Origin of the sequence: Herbidospora cretacea (assembly GCF_001570605.1) — a bacterium.
GTDB classification, from domain to species: domain Bacteria; phylum Actinomycetota; class Actinomycetes; order Streptosporangiales; family Streptosporangiaceae; genus Herbidospora; species Herbidospora cretacea.
Map to the genome: position 1 here is coordinate 33,249 of NZ_BBXG01000010.1, position 14,065 is coordinate 47,313.

Here is a 14,065-nt window from a genome sequence, read left to right on the forward strand (position 1 = left end):
CTTGGAGGGAAGAGATGGCAAAGCTGCAGGTGGGCGTGGTCTCACCGGAGCGTGAGATCTGGTCTGGCGAAGCCGACATGGTGATTGCCAAGACCGTCGAGGGCGAGATCGGTATTATGCCGAATCACGCGCCCGTTATCGGCGTCCTCGTCGAGGGTGGCGTGCTGCGCGTCAAGCGTGACGGCGCCAACGACCTGGTCGCCGCCGTACACGGCGGCTTCATCTCGGTCGCCGCCAACGAGGTGTCCATCCTCGCCGAAGCGGCCGAGCTCGGTTCCGAGGTCGACGTGGCCGCGGCGAAGGACGCGCTCCAGCGGGCCCAGGCCGCGATCGAGGCCAGTCAGGACGACGCGGACGCCCAGTTGGAAGCCAAGCGCAACACGGCCCGCCTCCGGGCGGCCGGCGAAGAGGTCTGAGTTCCAGAAGGAGGGGCAGCGGTGGAGCTACTACTCATAGGGTTGGCTCTGCTCGCTGTCCTGTTCTGTATTCGTGTCGTCGCCCTGGCCTCGCGCCGGGGGACGGTCATCTGTCACGTACGGACCGGGACCGGGAAATGGCAGAGCGGGGTAGCCCGCTACGCCGGAGGAGAGCTCCACTGGGTCCCTCTCGCCGGAATCCGTCTGAGGCCGCGCCACGCAATCGCGAGGCGCGGCCTTGTCGTTTCCCGGCGTCGCCCCCTGGAAGCGGGGGAGGGCCCCCAGGGCCACTGGATGGTCGAGGCCGGCGCGGTCAGCCTGGCCATGAGCGAAGACGCCCTGACGGGCTTCCTGGCCTGGCTGGAGTCAGCCCCGCCCAGCGCCCACCTCGACGCCGTCTGAGCGCAGGGCGCGCAGGGTGCGTCCGGTGGCCTGCTTGAACAGGTGCTCGGCGCGCTCGTAGGACAGCCGTCGCCGCCCGGTGTCGGGGCACAGGTCCTTCTCCGCCGGTCGGCGGGCGGGCGCGGGACGCCGGTCGGAGAGGAACAGCGGCCCCCGGGTGCGGCCGGCGACCAGTTCGGGCAGCAGCCGGGCCGTCCGGGACCGCCAGGAGACGCCGGTGCGCGAGCGGCGGTCGTCCAGGTCGAGGTCGTCGACGTCGAGCGCCAGCACCCGGCTCACCGGCGCGGCCGATTCGTGCAGCAGGCACCACAGCACCCGTTCCCGCAGCGCCACCCCGGGCCGGTCCCACGGCGGCTCTCCCTGGAGCGCCGGTCTCCGGACGGGCGGCGGCTGCTCGCGGCGTCGCAGGTCACCGGTGAGGCCGGGCCCCTGCGCCCACGCGGAGAACGAGCCGATCGCGGCCAGATGGCGGTTCCAGGTCCGGGCCGCCGTCGCGCCCCACGCTGTCGTCGCCGCCCGGCCCACCTCGGCGGCGGTCACCGTCGCGAGCGGCGTCCGCGCGCCGAGGGCCACGCACAGGCGGTGCAGCGTCTGGCCGTAGGACCGCGCGGTCGACGGCGTGAGACCGGCCAGGAACTCCCCGACCGCCTCGCCCAGCAGGACGCCCGCGTGGTCGTCGGGCGGGATCCGGTCGGCGCGCCGTTCGAGGAAGGCCCGTTCGGCCGCGTTGTCAGTGAGCTGAGCGGCCCGCAGGAACTCCCCGCGCGCCTCACCGTGCCTGCCGAGACGGAGCAGCAGGTCGGCGCGGACGCCCGGGAGCAGGTGGTAGTTCCGCAGCGCGGGGTCGGCGGTCAGGCCGTCGGCCAGGTCGAGCCCGGCCTGCGGCCCGTACGCCATGCCGACCGCCACGGCCTGGTTGAGCCGGACGACCGGGGTCGGGGTCAGCCGCACGAGGATCTCGTAGAGCGAGGCGATCTGCCCCCAGTCGGTCTCCTCGGCGGTGGGCGCCTGCGCGTGGCAGACGGCGATGGCGGCCTGCACGAGGTAGGGGCCGGGCGGGCCGCCGATCTCGCGGGCGCGCAGCATCGCGGTGAAGCCCCGGCGGATCCGGAGCCGGTCCCAGCGGCCCCTGTTCTGCTCGTGCAGCGGGATGGGCTCGCCCGAAGGGCCGGTGCGGGCGTCGGCGCGGGAGGTCTGGATCTCCATCAGGGCCAGCAGCCCCAGCACCTCCGGCTCCGGCGCGAGCTCGGCCAGCGTGCCGCCCAGGCGGAGCGCCTCCAGAGCCAGGTGCGGGCGCATCAGGTCGTCGCCGGACGCCGCCGAGTATCCCTCGTTGAAGATCAGGTAGATGACCTCCAGCACCGACCCGAGGCGGTCGGCCGTCTCGGGTGGGCCGGGCAGCTCGAAGTCCACCCGGTGGTCGGCGAGGATGCGTCTGGCGTCGGCGACGCGCCGGGCGACGACCTGCTCGCCGGTGAGGAAGGCGCGGGCGATCTCCGCCGTGCTGAGCCCGCCCACCAGCTTCAGGGTGAGGGCGACCCGCGCCGGTGGCGGCAGCACCGGGTGACACGACAGGAACATCAGCCGCAGCGTGTCGTCCTGCGTGTCCTCCTGCGCGGGCTCCTCGCCGTCGCGCAGGTCGTGCGCCATCTGCTCGTGGGTGCGGTCGTGCCGCCGCTCCCGCCGGACGTGGTCGACGGCGCGGCGCCTGGCCACCGCCATCAGCCAGGCGCCGGGATTGTCGGGCACGCCCTCGCCGGGCCACTGTTCCATGGCGGCGACGAGGGCGTCCTGGGCGAACTCCTCGGCCAGGCCGACGTCGCGGACGACCCGCATCAGCCCGGCGATGATCTTCGCCGACTCCAGTCTCCAGACGGCCTCGATCACAGGACCCTGCGGATCTCACTCACCCCGTCGCCGACGACGCGGCGGAACCGGCGGGTCAGCTCCAGCACCTCCTCCTCGGAGGTCACCTCCACCAGGGCGAACCCGACGGCGGCCTCCTTGGCCTCGGTGAACGGCCCGTCGGTGACCGTGGTCTCGCCGCCGGCCGAGGTCATCCGGAGGCCGCCCGGCTCCAGCCCGCCGGTGGCCAGCAGGATCCCCTTGGCGCTCATCTCCTCGATGAAGGCGCCCATCTCGGCGAAGAGCCTCTCGTCGGGGGCGGGGGTGTTCTCGTCGGCCAGGCTCAGCAGCAGGTAGCGCATCTCGGGTCTCTCCCTTGTCCGTTCGTTGTCTCTGCCCTCACGTCGATCGGCGGATGTGACAGGGAACCGGGTCATTCCCTGTCATATCGCATCTTCGACGTCTGGGGCGAAGGCATCGAACCGAAAGGCCCACCATGACCGTCACCACTCGCACCCTGCTCCTCTGCGCCGCCGTCGCCGGGCCGCTCTGGTCGGCGGTGTCGCTGGCCCAGGCCGCGACCCGCGAGGGCTTCGACCTGACCCGCCACCCGCTCAGCCTGCTCAGCACCGGATCGCCCGGCTGGGTGCAGATCGCGAACTTCGTGGTCGCCGGGCTCCTGATGCTCGCCGGAGCGGCCGGATTCCGCCGTGTGACGGACGGCGCGTGGCTGCCCCGGCTGGTCGGCGTCTCCGGCCTGGGCATGATCGCCGCCGGGGTCCTGGTCATGGAACCGGGCGACGGCTTCCCGGCGGGAACCCCGGCCGGGCCGGGCACCCTCGGGGTGAGCGGCATCGGCCACATGGCCGCCGGGTCGATCACCTTCGCCGCCCTCATCGCCGCCTGCTACGTGCTCGGACGACGGTTCTCCCGTGCGGGGGACCGCGGTTCCGCCCTCGCCTCCCGTGTCGCCGGGACCGCCCTGCTCGCCGGGAACCTCTGGGCGATGAGCGGCGGGAAGGCGGGTTCGCTGACCCTCGCCGTCGGCGCGATCAGCGCGATGCTCTGGATCTCCTGGGTGGCCTGGGCCGCCGCCCGTGGGCTCAGCGGGTCCCGCCCGGCTTCCACAGGATCTCCGCGCCGTCGGAGCTGATCCGGCACAGGATGAACAGCAGGTCGCTCAAGCGGTTGAGGTAGGTGGCCGTCAGCGGGTTCATGTCGCCGTGGATCTCCAGCGCCGCCCACGTCGACCGTTCGGCCCGGCGGGTGACGGTCCGGGCCACGTGGAGCAGGGCGGTGCCGGGGGAGCCGCCCGGGAGGATGAACGACCGCAGGGGCTTCAGGCGGGTGTTGAACTCGTCGCACCGCGATTCCAGCCACTCCACGTAGGACGCGTCGACGCGCAGCGGGGGGAACTCCGGGTCGTCGACGATCGGGGTGCACAGGTCGGCGCCCACGTCGAACAGCTCGTTCTGGACGCGCAGCAGCACCGCGCCGATGTCCTCGGGCAGGCCGCCCATCGCCAGGGCCACGCCGATGGCCGCGTTGGCCTCGTCCACGTCGGCGTAGGCGGCCAGGCGCGGGTCGGTCTTGGCGGTGCGGCTCATGTCGCCGAGCGCGGTCGTGCCGTCGTCCCCGGTCCTGGTGTAGATCTTCGAGAGCACCACGGGCTGGTCGTTGTCACGCGTCATGGCGACAAGCGTAGCCATGTGGCAAATGTCATACCGATCGGCTGCGGAATCCCCGGCGAGCCGCTGATTTCCACGTCTACGCACCATGTCCCGGTAAAGCGAGGATAAGGGCATGTTGGAGATCAGGGGTTTGCGCAAGACATTCGGGGCCGGCAAGGTCGCCCTCGACGGGGTGAGCTTCGCGGTCCCGGCCGGCCAGATGTTCGGCTTCGTGGGGGCCAACGGGGCCGGCAAGACGACGACGATGCGGATCGTCATGAAGGTCCTCACCGCCGACGAGGGCGAGGTGCTCTGGAACGGGCGCCCGCTCACCTTCACCGAGCGGCGGACCTTCGGCTACATGCCGGAGGAGCGCGGGCTCTACCAGAAGATGCGCGTCGGGGAGCAGATCGACTACTTCGGCCGCCTCCACGGCATGGACGCCGCGGCGGTGGTCAAGGCGCGTGAGGCGCTCGTCGAGCGGCTCGGCCTGGCCGCCCGCGTCGGCGACGCCGTCGAGTCGCTCTCCCTGGGCAACCAGCAGCGCGTGCAGCTCGCGGTCGCCCTCATCCACGACCCCGAGCTGCTCATCCTCGACGAGCCGTTCTCGGGGCTCGACCCGATCGCGGTCGACGCGCTGGCCGAGGTGCTGCACGAGCGGGCCCGGGGCGGGGTGCCGGTGATCTTCTCCAGCCACCAGCTCGAACTGGTCGAGCGGCTCTGCGACGCGGTCGGGATCGTGTCGGCCGGGCGCATGGTGGCCAGCGGCACCGTCGACGAACTGCGCGACGCGGAGGCGCGGCGGCTGCGGGTCGTCGTCCGGGACGCGAAGCCGGGCTGGGCCGACGGGCTGGCCGGGGAGCTGAGCAAGGACGGCGACCGTGACGTGCTGACGGTCGCCGGGGGCGATGACCAGGCCGTGCTCAGGAAGGCCGCCGAGGCCGGGCACGTCGAGTTCTTCGGGGTGGAGCGCCCCACGCTGGTCGAGATCTTCAGGGAGGCAGTGGCATGAGCGGTCTGTGGCTGGTGGCCAAGCGGGAGATCAGCACCCAGGTCAGGACCCGGGCGTTCGTGATCAGCCTCGTCATCTCGGCGGTGCTCGTCGGGGGCATCGCGTTCGCGCCCAAGCTGTTCGGCGGGCCCGACGAGTACAACCTCGGGCGCGTGGGCGGGCAGGAGCTGCCCCTCCAGTCCCTCGCCCCCGACGCGAAGATCACCTGGAAGGCCTTCCCCGACGAGAAGGCGGCCACCGCGGCGGTGCTCGACGGCGACGTCGACGTCGCCGTCGTCGACTCCGCCCGCGTGCTGACCAACGGGGAGATCGACAGCGAGCTCGGGCTGCTGCTCCAGAGCGCCAACCGCGAGGCGCAGATCGGCGCCGCCGGGGTGACCGTGACGCCGCTCCAGATGCAGTCGGTCGGCGCGGACACCCGGTATGAGGGGGCGCGGCGGGGGATCTCGACCGTGCTCGTGCTGCTGCTGTTCTTCATGATCATCGGTTCGGTGATGATCGTCGCGATGGGCGTGGTCGAGGAGAAGGGCAGCCGGATCGTGGAGATCCTGCTCATCTCGGTCCGGCCCTGGCAGCTACTCGGCGGCAAGATCTTCGGCCTGGGCGTCGTCGGGTTCATCAACCTGGCGGTGGTGCTGGCCGCCGGCCTCACCGGGGCGTTCCTCTCCGGCTTCTCCGCCGACTTCCCGCCCGGCATGGCCGGGATCGTGGTGAGCGCGCTGCTCTGGTGGGTGCTCGGCTACGCCTTCTTCGCCGCCCTCGCCGGGTCGCTCGCCTCGCTGGTGTCGCGGCAGGAGGAGGTCGGCAACGTGCTGCAGCCGATGATGCTGCTGTTCATGATCTCGTACGGTGTCTCGTTCTTCGCCTCCGCCAGCCCCGACCACCCGGTGGCCGAGATCCTCTCCTTCGTGCCGCCGTTCTCCTCGATGGTCATGCCGGTGCGGGTGGCCGCCTCCGAGGTGGCCCTGTGGGAGATCCTGCTGTCGGGAGCCCTCATGGTGGTCGCGGTCGCGGCCGTGCTGATGATGGGCGGGCGCATCTACGAGCGGGCGGTGCTGCGGACCGGTAAGCGGCTGAAGATCACCGAGGTTCTCCGCACGAAGTGACACCTAAGATGGGCTGGCGATGATGGACAAAGGGATCAAAAGAGCCCGGCGGGTGGTCCGGTTCACGCTCAACACGACGCTTGGGCTGGTCTGGCTCTTCGCCGCCCTCGGCATGGTCGCCAACCCTGGTGTCCAGCCGGTCACGGTGTGGCGGCTCGTCCCCGGGCTGATCCTGCTCCTCGCGTTCAGTTTCCTGTTCCTGCGGGTCACCAGGAACATCCTCGAACGGCGTTACCCCAGGGGCGAGATCGTCACCATGGGTGTGATCGCGATCGTGCTGGCCGTCATGAGCGCGGGCCCCGCGGCCTGGTGGAGCTTCACCTCCTACGCCTGGCTGTCGATCGCGGCGGTGGGGGTGCGGCGGCGCACCGCGGTGTTCCAGGCGCTCGGGACCTTCGCGGTGATGGCGCCGCTGAGCTACTGGGGCCTCGTCCAGACGCTGCCCGGGGCCGACACGGCCACCCTCGTCGGCGTCATGGTCGGCGTCGTGTTCTACAGCGCGCTCATGTCCTCGTTCCTGCCCTGGACCAACCGTCTGTGGGTGTGGATGTGGCGGGTCGCCGAGGAGGCCCACGAGGGTCGCGAGGCGCAGGCCCGGCTCGCGGTCGCCGAGGAGCGGCTGCGGTTCGCCCGTGACCTGCACGACCTGGTCGGCCACCAGCTCTCGGCCATCGCGGTCAAGAGCGAACTGGCCGTCCGGCTCGCCGGGGAGACGCCGGCGAGCGAGGAGATGGCCGAGGTGCGGGCGCTGGCCCGGACCGCCCTGCGCGAGCTGCGCGAGGCGGTCAAGGGCTACCGGGAACTCGACCTGACCGCCGAGCTCGCCAGCGTGCGCGGCGTGCTGGAGGCGGCCGGGATCACCTGCCGCCTGATGCTGCCCTACCGCGACGCCCCCGGCGACACCGCCCCGGTGTTCGCCTGGGTGGTCCGCGAGGCCGTCACCAACGTGCTGCGCCACAGCAACGCCACCACCTGCGACATCACCCTGCGGCTCACCCCGGGGGAGACGATCCTCGAGGTGCGCAACAACGGCGTCAGGAAGGACGCCGGCAAGGACGACGGGGGCAGCGGCCTGGCCGGGCTGGCCGAGCGGCTCGGCGCCGTCGGCGGCAGCCTGACGGCCGAGCCCGACGGGAAGGGCGGGTTCCTGCTCCGCGCCTGCGCGCCCTCGGCCGCGAAGCCGGTCCTGGTGGCCCAGCCGTGATCAGGGTCCTGCTGGCCGACGACGAGCACCTCATCCGGCAGGCCATCGCCACCCTGCTCGGACTGGAGCCCGACATCACGGTCGTGTCCCAGGTCGCCCGGGGCAATCTCGTGGCCGCCGCGGTCGCCGAGCACGCGCCCGACGTGCTCGTGCTCGACGTCGAGATGCCCGGCCTCGACGGACTGAGCGTCGCCGAGTCGCTGCCCGGCCAGGCGATGCTGATCCTGACCAGCTTCGGCCGCCCCGGCTACCTGCGCCGCGCGCTGGCGGCCGGGGTGCGGGGGTTCGTGCCGAAAGACGCCTCCGCCGATGAACTGGCCGCCGCCATCCGGAAGGTGCACGCCGGCGGCCGCTACCTCGATCCCGAGATGGCCGCCTCGGCCATGATGGCCGGGGAGTCGCCGCTGACCGACCGTGAGCGGGACGCGCTCGCGCTGGCCGCCTCGGGCGCGTCGGTCAGTGAGATCGCCGCGTCGCTGCACCTCAGCGAGGGCACGGTGCGCAACTACCTGTCCAACGCGATCGCCAAGCTGGGCGCGGTCAACCGGATCGGGGCGATCCGGACGGCTCAGGACATGGGCTGGATCTGACGGGTCGTTCCCGGCTCCGCCCGGCTTGCTGTGTCATGGTGTGACTACGGAACGTGAACGCGTTTCGCCCGCTCCGGGGTGTCGATCCCGGTGTTCACATATTCGCGCTGTCCCCTGGCTCGCCGCCTCACAGGGTCTTCAGGTCAGGCTCTGCGGGCGGGCCAGGGGCCGGTGTCGGGGGTGAGTGTTGGGGGTCAGGTCTGGAACGACCGGCGGAAGACGTGCACGGCGGTGGCGACCAGCAGCTCCTTCTCCGGCCGGTCGTCGGACAGGACCCACTCGATGAGCAGTTCGGTGAGCGCCCCTATCAGCGCCAGGGCGAGCAGGTGGAGCTCGGCGGGTAACTCCTCCTGGAGCCCCTTGAGCGAGCTCTCGATCATGTTGGTGAACCCGGCGACCGCCTTCTGCCGCGACCCCGACAGCACGTCGCCCGCGCGGCGCACCTCCAGGTGCATGATGCGGGCCCGGCGCACGTCCAGCGTCACGAACCGCACATACTCGGTGATCCCGGCGACGATGCGCCCTTCCAGGGTGGGCGGGGCGTTCTCTATGGCGGCGCCGACCGCGCTCAGGGTGTCGTCGACGCAGCGCTCGTAGACGGCGCGCATCAGCTCCTCGCGGCCCGCGAAGCACTCGTAGAACGCCCGGTTGGAGATGTGCGCGGTCGAGCAGAGCCGCTCGATCGTGGTCGCGTGGAATCCGGGAGTGGCGAACAGGCCGTAAGCGGCCGTGATGAGCCGCTCCCGGCGATCGGCGACCCGTTCGGCCGCCGACATCCCCCGATATTCTCGTCCCGTCACCATCTCACCTCGCCGTCCTGGCCCCCCAGAAGCCACCATTATGGACGCAAGATCTTTTTAACGGAAGTATCGGGAAAATAGCAGCTTTTATGCAACCTGGTTATCGGATGTCACTAAAGCAGACCCCGATCCAGCGCCGTGGTGACGGCGGCGGTCCGGTCGGAGACACCCAGCTTGCCGAACACGCGCAGGAGATGGGTCTTCACGGTGGTCTCGCTGATGAACAACTCCCGCCCGATCTCCCCGTTGGTCAGTCCGCGCGCCACCAGAGACAGTACCTCCCTCTCGCGGGGGGACAGTGACTCGATTACGGGCGCCCGCATCCGCGTGACCAATCTGGTCGCCACACTCGGCGACAGCACCGTCTCGCCCCGGGCCGCCGCCTTGATCGCGCCCAGCAGGTCGGCCCGCGAGGTGTCCTTGAGCAGATAACCCGCCGCGCCCGCCTCGACGGCCCGCACGATGTCCTGGTCGGTCTCGTAGGTGGTCAGCACGATCACCCGGGAACTTGGCTGACCTGCGAGGATGCGGCTCGTCGCGCCCACGCCGTCGCCGCCGGGCATGCGCAGGTCCATCAGCACGACGTCGGGCGTGAGCTCGCGGGCCCGCGCCACCGCCTCGTCGCCCGACCCGGCCTCGCCGACGACGGTGATGCCCTCGTGGCCGTCGATCATCCCGCGCAGGCCCTCGCGGACCACGGGGTGATCGTCGACGATCATGAGCCGGATCATTTCTCTCCCATCGGGAGCGTCACGTGCACCGACGCCCCTTCCCCCGGCGCGCTCACCACTTGGAGGAGCCCGCCCTGCTGTTCGATTCTGGCGCGCATGCCCCGCAGGCCGAACCCGGCGCCCGTGCTCGGGTCGAAGCCGGCTCCGTCGTCGCGGACCGTCAGCGTGACCTCGGCGGAGCCGTACCGGACTGAAACTTTCACGGAGCGGGCGGCGGCGTGCTTGCGCACGTTGGCCAGCGCCTCCTGGGCGGTCCTGATCAGCACCACCTCGCTGCTCGGCGGGAGCTTGCGCGACTCGCCCTCGACCGTGTGGGACACCGCGACGCCGAGCTCCTCCGACAGCCGCAGCGAGAGCCTCCGCAGCGCGTCGTCGAGGGTGGATCCGTCGAGCGGCGCCGGGCTGAGCGCCGCGACCAGCGCGCGGGCCTCGGCCAGGTTCTCCCGGGCCGTCTGTACGGCCAGACCCAGATGCCGCGCCGGTTCACGCCCCGCCTGGGCCGCCTGGATGAGCATGATGATGCTGGTGAACCCCTGGGCGATGGTGTCGTGGATCTCCCCGGCCAGCCGCTCCCGCTCGGCCAGGGCGCCCTTCTCGGTCGACAGCCGGGCGACCTCCGCCTTGCTGGCCTCCAGCTGCCGGATGAGGTCGGCCCGCTCCGCGCTCTGGCGGATGATGCGGGTTATCCACGGCCCGAAGACCAGCGAGAAGGTGATCGCGATCAGAGTGGTGCCGGTGAACCGGACCAGGTCGGGGAACTCCAGGTCGGCCTGCCCGATGAACCAGGCCACCGGCGACACGTTGAGCAGCACCACCGTCGCGGCGGCCAGCCGCCCGCTGAGCAGCATGAACACCTGCGGGCACAGGGTGAACAGACCGAACGACGCGTTCGGCACGATCAGCGTCGCCGGGATGAACGCCAGGCAGAGGACGGCGACGTAGAGGATCGCCTGGGGGCTGTCCTCCTTGTCGCCGATGATCAGGCTCCGGCCCATGAGCAGGTAGGCCGCCGCGCACAGGAGCATCAGCCCGATGGTGACGGCCCGCTTCACGGGGGTCGCCTCCTCGTCGTACACGACGAAGAGCACGGCGGTCGTCCAGGCCAGGCCGAACAGGATCTCCCAGCCTCGGAAGGACTCCCAGGCGTTGGTCTCCTCGGGGAAGGCGGCCCGGACCTCGGGCCGCCTGCCCAGGAAGGCCCTCAGCTTTCGCCGCGGTTGGTCCACCGGAACGTCACCAGGCACAGCACCAGCCCGCCGACCAGCCACAGCCCCAGCACCAGCGCCACCTTCGGCAGCTCGTAGGAGCCCGTCAGTTCCAGCGCCGCCCCCGCGTCGCCCAGGAACACCGACCGAAGGCCCTGGCACATCCACTTCAGCGGGAAGATCGCCGCGACGTTGTTCAGCCATGAGGGAAGCTCCGTGAAGGGGATGTAGACACCGGAGATGAACTGGAGCAGCACGTAGGGCATGGAGACCACCGCGGCGGCGCTCTTGGCGTTGCGCGGCAGGCTGCTGACCGCGATCCCCAGGAGGGCCGCACCGGCGAGGCCGAGCGTGAGCACCCAGACCAGTGTCGCCCATCGGCCGATATCGGTGGGTAGTTCCAGGTCGAACAGGAGCACCGCGACCGCCAGCAGCAGCGCCACCTCGATCGCCGCGAGCACCAGCGAGCTGACCAGCTTCCCGACGAAGTAGGCCGGGCGCGGCATCGGCGTGCCCGCCAGGCGCTTCAGCGTGCCGTCGTCGCGGTCGATGGCGATGCCGATCGCGAGGTTCTGGAACGCCACGCCCATCACGCCGGCGCCGATCAGGCCGGCCGAGTAGAGCTGGGCGACCGTGATGCCGGTGCCCTCCAGGTCGCCCTCGAAGATCGAGCCGAACAGGACCAGCAGGATGATCGGGAAGGAGAAGGTGAAGATGACGGCGTCGCGCTGGCGGAAGAAGAGCTTGGTCTCCAGCGCCGCGCGGGCGAGGCCGATGTTCAGGGTGGCGGTCATTCTGCGTCCCCGATCAGGTCCAGGTAGATGTCTTCGAGGGAGGGCCGCACGATCTGCAGGCCGGGGATCTCGCCGTCGTACTTGTCGGCGAGGGTGCGCACCAGCGCGGTGGGGGTGTCGGTCTCGGCGTAGCCGTCGGCCCAGGTGACGCGGGCGCTGGCGGTGGCCCGCCCGCCCAGCGTCCGGGGGGTGCCCTCGGCGACGATGCGCCCCTTCGCGATGACCGCGACCCGGTCGGCGAGCGCCTCGGCCTCGTCGAGGTAGTGGGTGGTCAGCACGATCGTGGTGCCCTCGGCGGCCAGCGACCTGATGAGGTCCCAGAACTGCCGGCGGGCCTCGGGGTCGAAGCCGGTCGTGGGCTCGTCGAGGAAGACCAGTTCGGGGCGGCCCACGATGCCCAGGGCGACGTCGACCCGGCGGCGCTGGCCGCCGGAGAGCTGGCGGATGCGGGCCCCGGCCCTCTCGGTCAGCCCGACCTTGGCGATGACCTCGTCGGGGTCCTTGCTGTCGGGGTAGTAGCGGGCGAAGTGGCGGACCGTCTCGCGGACGGTGAGCTCGGCGGCGTCGTTGGCGGTCTGCAGCACGATGCCGACCCTGGCCCGCCACGCGCTCGTCGCCTGACCCGGGTCGACGCCGAGGACGGAGACCTCCCCGGCGTCGCGCTTGCGGTAGCCCTCCAGGATCTCCACCGTGGTGGACTTCCCGGCGCCGTTGGGGCCGAGGATGGCGAACACCTCGCCGGTGCGTATGTCGAGGTCCAGGCCCCCGACGGCCTGGACCGCGCCGTAGCGCTTGGTCAGGCCGCGAACGTGGATCGCTGTCGTCATGGATCAAATGTCGCGAAAATCCTTGATCCACGGGACCTACGACCGATCGACTGTCCTGTCCTCCATTCGGAGGACGATCGGCGTCATCCGGCCAGAGGCTCCACCATGGAGCCGGGGTCGTTCACGAAGACCACGTCCACCGGGATGCTCCCCGCGCCGCCGCCCGCTTCGAGGGCGGCGTCTCTCAGCTCGGCCTCGTCGACGGTCGCGCCCTTCTCGATCGCGTAGGTGAGTCTGATCGAGTCGTCGTCGTGGTCGACTCGGCCGGTGCCCGCCCGAACGCCGGGGAAGGCCGAGACCGCCGCGAACATCTTCTCCATGATCTTGACGAGGGCGTCCGAGCCGAGCGGGGTTCCGTGTTGGACCTCGACGTCGTAGGGGGTGGCCCGGATCCGGTCGAGGAGCGCGCGGTCGGGCTCGCGCGTCAGCCGCAGCCACACGTCGGCCCGGCCGTCGTCGAGGTATCCCGAGCTGACGTAGAGGTCGGGCTGGTCGGTCGCCAGCTGCGAGACCAGGGCCTGGAAGGTGGCGGATCCCCGGTACTTGTGGAGCAGGGTCTCCAGCTTCTCGCCCGACTGCTCGGCCGAGCGGGTGAGGTCCTGCAGTTCGGCCTTGGTCGGCTCGTCGGGGGCGGCCGTGCCGGTCACCACGAGCGTGGTGACCGGATAGTCGGCCGCCTCGACGCGGACCTCGCCGCCCGTGCCGGGGGTCGCGGTGCCGCAGGCGGCGAGCATCAGGGCGAGCAGCGGGGCCAGTCGTCTGGTCATTCCCCTATGACGCGTCAGAAGAGCGTCGGGTTCTCCGGTTCGATGCCGCGCAGGCCGTCGTAGTCGAGGGTGACGCAGTCGATGCCCCTGTCGTTGGCCAGGACCTTGGCCTGGGGCTTGATCTCCTGGGCGGCGAAGACGCCGCGGACCGGGGCGAGCAGGGGGTCGCGGTTCAGCAGTTCGAGGTAGCGGGTGAGCTGCTCGACGCCGTCGATCTCGCCCCTGCGCTTGATCTCGACGGCCACGGTCGCGCCCGACTGGTCGCGGCAGAGGATGTCGACCGGGCCGATCGCGGTCATGTATTCGCGCCGCACCAGCGTGTAGCCCGCGCCGAGGGTGGTGATGTGTTCGGCCAGGAGCTCCTGGAGGTGGGCCTCCACGCCGTCTTTCTGCAGGCCGGGGTCGACGCCGAGCTCGTGCTTGGAGTCGTGCATGATCTCGTCCATCGTGAGGATCAGCTTCTCGCCGGTCTTGCTGTGGGTGACCGTCCAGGTGCCCTCGGCCTCACGGATCTTGCACGGTGGGTTCATCCAGTTGAGGGGCTTGAAGGCGCGGTCGTCGCAGTGGATCGACACGCTGCCGTCGGCCTTGATGAGGATGAGCCTGGGCGCCATCGGCAGGTGTGCCGTCAGCCGCCCCACGTAATCCACGCTGCATCGCGCGATGACCAGCCGCATGCCCGAACCCTACCGGCGA

Annotated in this window: 17 protein-coding genes; 7 read left to right on the top strand and 10 right to left on the bottom strand. The window is 71.0% G+C overall.

Annotated features, from left to right (window positions below):
- The first annotated feature begins 14 nt into the window (after positions 1-14).
- Complete coding sequence (locus AW270_RS21085) at positions 15-416, top strand: F0F1 ATP synthase subunit epsilon (protein ID WP_061296849.1); 402 nt, start codon at positions 15-17, stop codon at positions 414-416.
- Positions 417-437: 21 nt separating this feature from the next.
- Positions 438-818, top strand: a complete 381-nt coding sequence (locus tag AW270_RS21090; protein ID WP_061296850.1) for a DUF2550 domain-containing protein — start codon at positions 438-440, stop codon at positions 816-818.
- Here AW270_RS21090 and AW270_RS21095 read toward each other — a convergent pair.
- Positions 783-2,705, bottom strand: a complete 1,923-nt coding sequence (locus AW270_RS21095) for an RNA polymerase sigma factor (RefSeq protein ID WP_061296851.1) — start codon at positions 2,703-2,705, stop codon at positions 783-785. The two genes, AW270_RS21090 and AW270_RS21095, sit on opposite strands and share 36 nt — an antisense overlap.
- The gene (locus tag AW270_RS21100; protein ID WP_061296852.1) at positions 2,702-3,025 is read right to left on the bottom strand and encodes a YciI family protein; all 324 of its coding nucleotides are present in this window, start codon (positions 3,023-3,025) and stop codon (positions 2,702-2,704) included. Before AW270_RS21100 ends, AW270_RS21095 begins: the two co-directional genes overlap by 4 nt.
- Positions 3,026-3,159: 134 nt before the next feature.
- Between AW270_RS21100 and AW270_RS21105 the strand changes: the two genes are divergently transcribed.
- Positions 3,160-3,816 carry a DUF998 domain-containing protein gene (locus tag AW270_RS21105; RefSeq protein ID WP_082801720.1) on the top strand — a complete coding sequence of 219 codons (657 nt, stop codon included), beginning with the start codon at positions 3,160-3,162 and terminating at the stop codon, positions 3,814-3,816.
- Here the strand turns inward: AW270_RS21105 and AW270_RS21110 are convergent.
- Complete coding sequence (locus tag AW270_RS21110) at positions 3,767-4,354, bottom strand: cob(I)yrinic acid a,c-diamide adenosyltransferase (protein WP_061296853.1); 588 nt, start codon at positions 4,352-4,354, stop codon at positions 3,767-3,769. The two genes, AW270_RS21105 and AW270_RS21110, sit on opposite strands and share 50 nt — an antisense overlap.
- A 112-nt stretch (positions 4,355-4,466) precedes the next feature.
- Between AW270_RS21110 and AW270_RS21115 the strand changes: the two genes are divergently transcribed.
- From AW270_RS21115 to AW270_RS21130, 4 genes are read left to right on the top strand one after another with little or no spacing between them, the layout of a single operon-like run.
- Positions 4,467-5,345 (top strand): ABC transporter ATP-binding protein, encoded by an 879-nt coding sequence (locus AW270_RS21115; RefSeq protein WP_061296854.1) that lies wholly within the window; start codon positions 4,467-4,469, stop codon positions 5,343-5,345.
- Positions 5,342-6,451 carry an ABC transporter permease gene (locus AW270_RS21120; RefSeq protein ID WP_061296855.1) on the top strand — a complete coding sequence of 370 codons (1,110 nt, stop codon included), beginning with the start codon at positions 5,342-5,344 and terminating at the stop codon, positions 6,449-6,451. Before AW270_RS21115 ends, AW270_RS21120 begins: the two co-directional genes overlap by 4 nt.
- A 19-nt stretch (positions 6,452-6,470) precedes the next feature.
- The gene (locus AW270_RS21125) at positions 6,471-7,655 is read left to right on the top strand and encodes a sensor histidine kinase (RefSeq protein WP_082801721.1); all 1,185 of its coding nucleotides are present in this window, start codon (positions 6,471-6,473) and stop codon (positions 7,653-7,655) included.
- Positions 7,652-8,245, top strand: a complete 594-nt coding sequence (locus tag AW270_RS21130; RefSeq protein ID WP_061296857.1) for a response regulator transcription factor — start codon at positions 7,652-7,654, stop codon at positions 8,243-8,245. Before AW270_RS21125 ends, AW270_RS21130 begins: the two co-directional genes overlap by 4 nt.
- Before the next feature lie 194 nt (positions 8,246-8,439).
- Here AW270_RS21130 and AW270_RS21135 read toward each other — a convergent pair whose 3' ends face one another.
- From AW270_RS21135 to nucS, 7 genes are all read right to left on the bottom strand, one after another.
- On the bottom strand, positions 8,440-9,048 hold the full coding sequence (locus AW270_RS21135) for a TetR/AcrR family transcriptional regulator (protein WP_245674792.1): 609 nt from the start codon (positions 9,046-9,048) through the stop codon (positions 8,440-8,442).
- 110 nt (positions 9,049-9,158) lie between these two features.
- Positions 9,159-9,776 (bottom strand): response regulator, encoded by a 618-nt coding sequence (locus tag AW270_RS21140; protein ID WP_061296859.1) that lies wholly within the window; start codon positions 9,774-9,776, stop codon positions 9,159-9,161.
- Positions 9,773-11,002: a sensor histidine kinase gene (locus AW270_RS21145; protein ID WP_061296860.1), complete on the bottom strand. Its 1,230-nt coding sequence runs from the start codon at positions 11,000-11,002 to the stop codon at positions 9,773-9,775. Before AW270_RS21145 ends, AW270_RS21140 begins: the two co-directional genes overlap by 4 nt.
- A complete protein-coding gene (locus AW270_RS21150; protein WP_061296861.1) occupies positions 10,978-11,775 on the bottom strand; it encodes an ABC transporter permease in 798 nt (265 codons plus the stop codon). Before AW270_RS21150 ends, AW270_RS21145 begins: the two co-directional genes overlap by 25 nt.
- Entirely contained in the window at positions 11,772-12,602 is an 831-nt protein-coding gene (locus AW270_RS21155) for an ABC transporter ATP-binding protein (protein WP_174549879.1), read from the bottom strand. Before AW270_RS21155 ends, AW270_RS21150 begins: the two co-directional genes overlap by 4 nt.
- A gap of 83 nt (positions 12,603-12,685) precedes the next feature.
- Positions 12,686-13,369, bottom strand: coding sequence for a hypothetical protein (locus AW270_RS21160; RefSeq protein ID WP_061296862.1), 684 nt, complete (start codon positions 13,367-13,369; stop codon positions 12,686-12,688).
- Between the two features lie 14 nt (positions 13,370-13,383).
- Complete coding sequence (nucS, locus tag AW270_RS21165) at positions 13,384-14,046, bottom strand: endonuclease NucS (protein WP_061296863.1); 663 nt, start codon at positions 14,044-14,046, stop codon at positions 13,384-13,386.
- Positions 14,047-14,065: the final 19 nt, after the last annotated feature.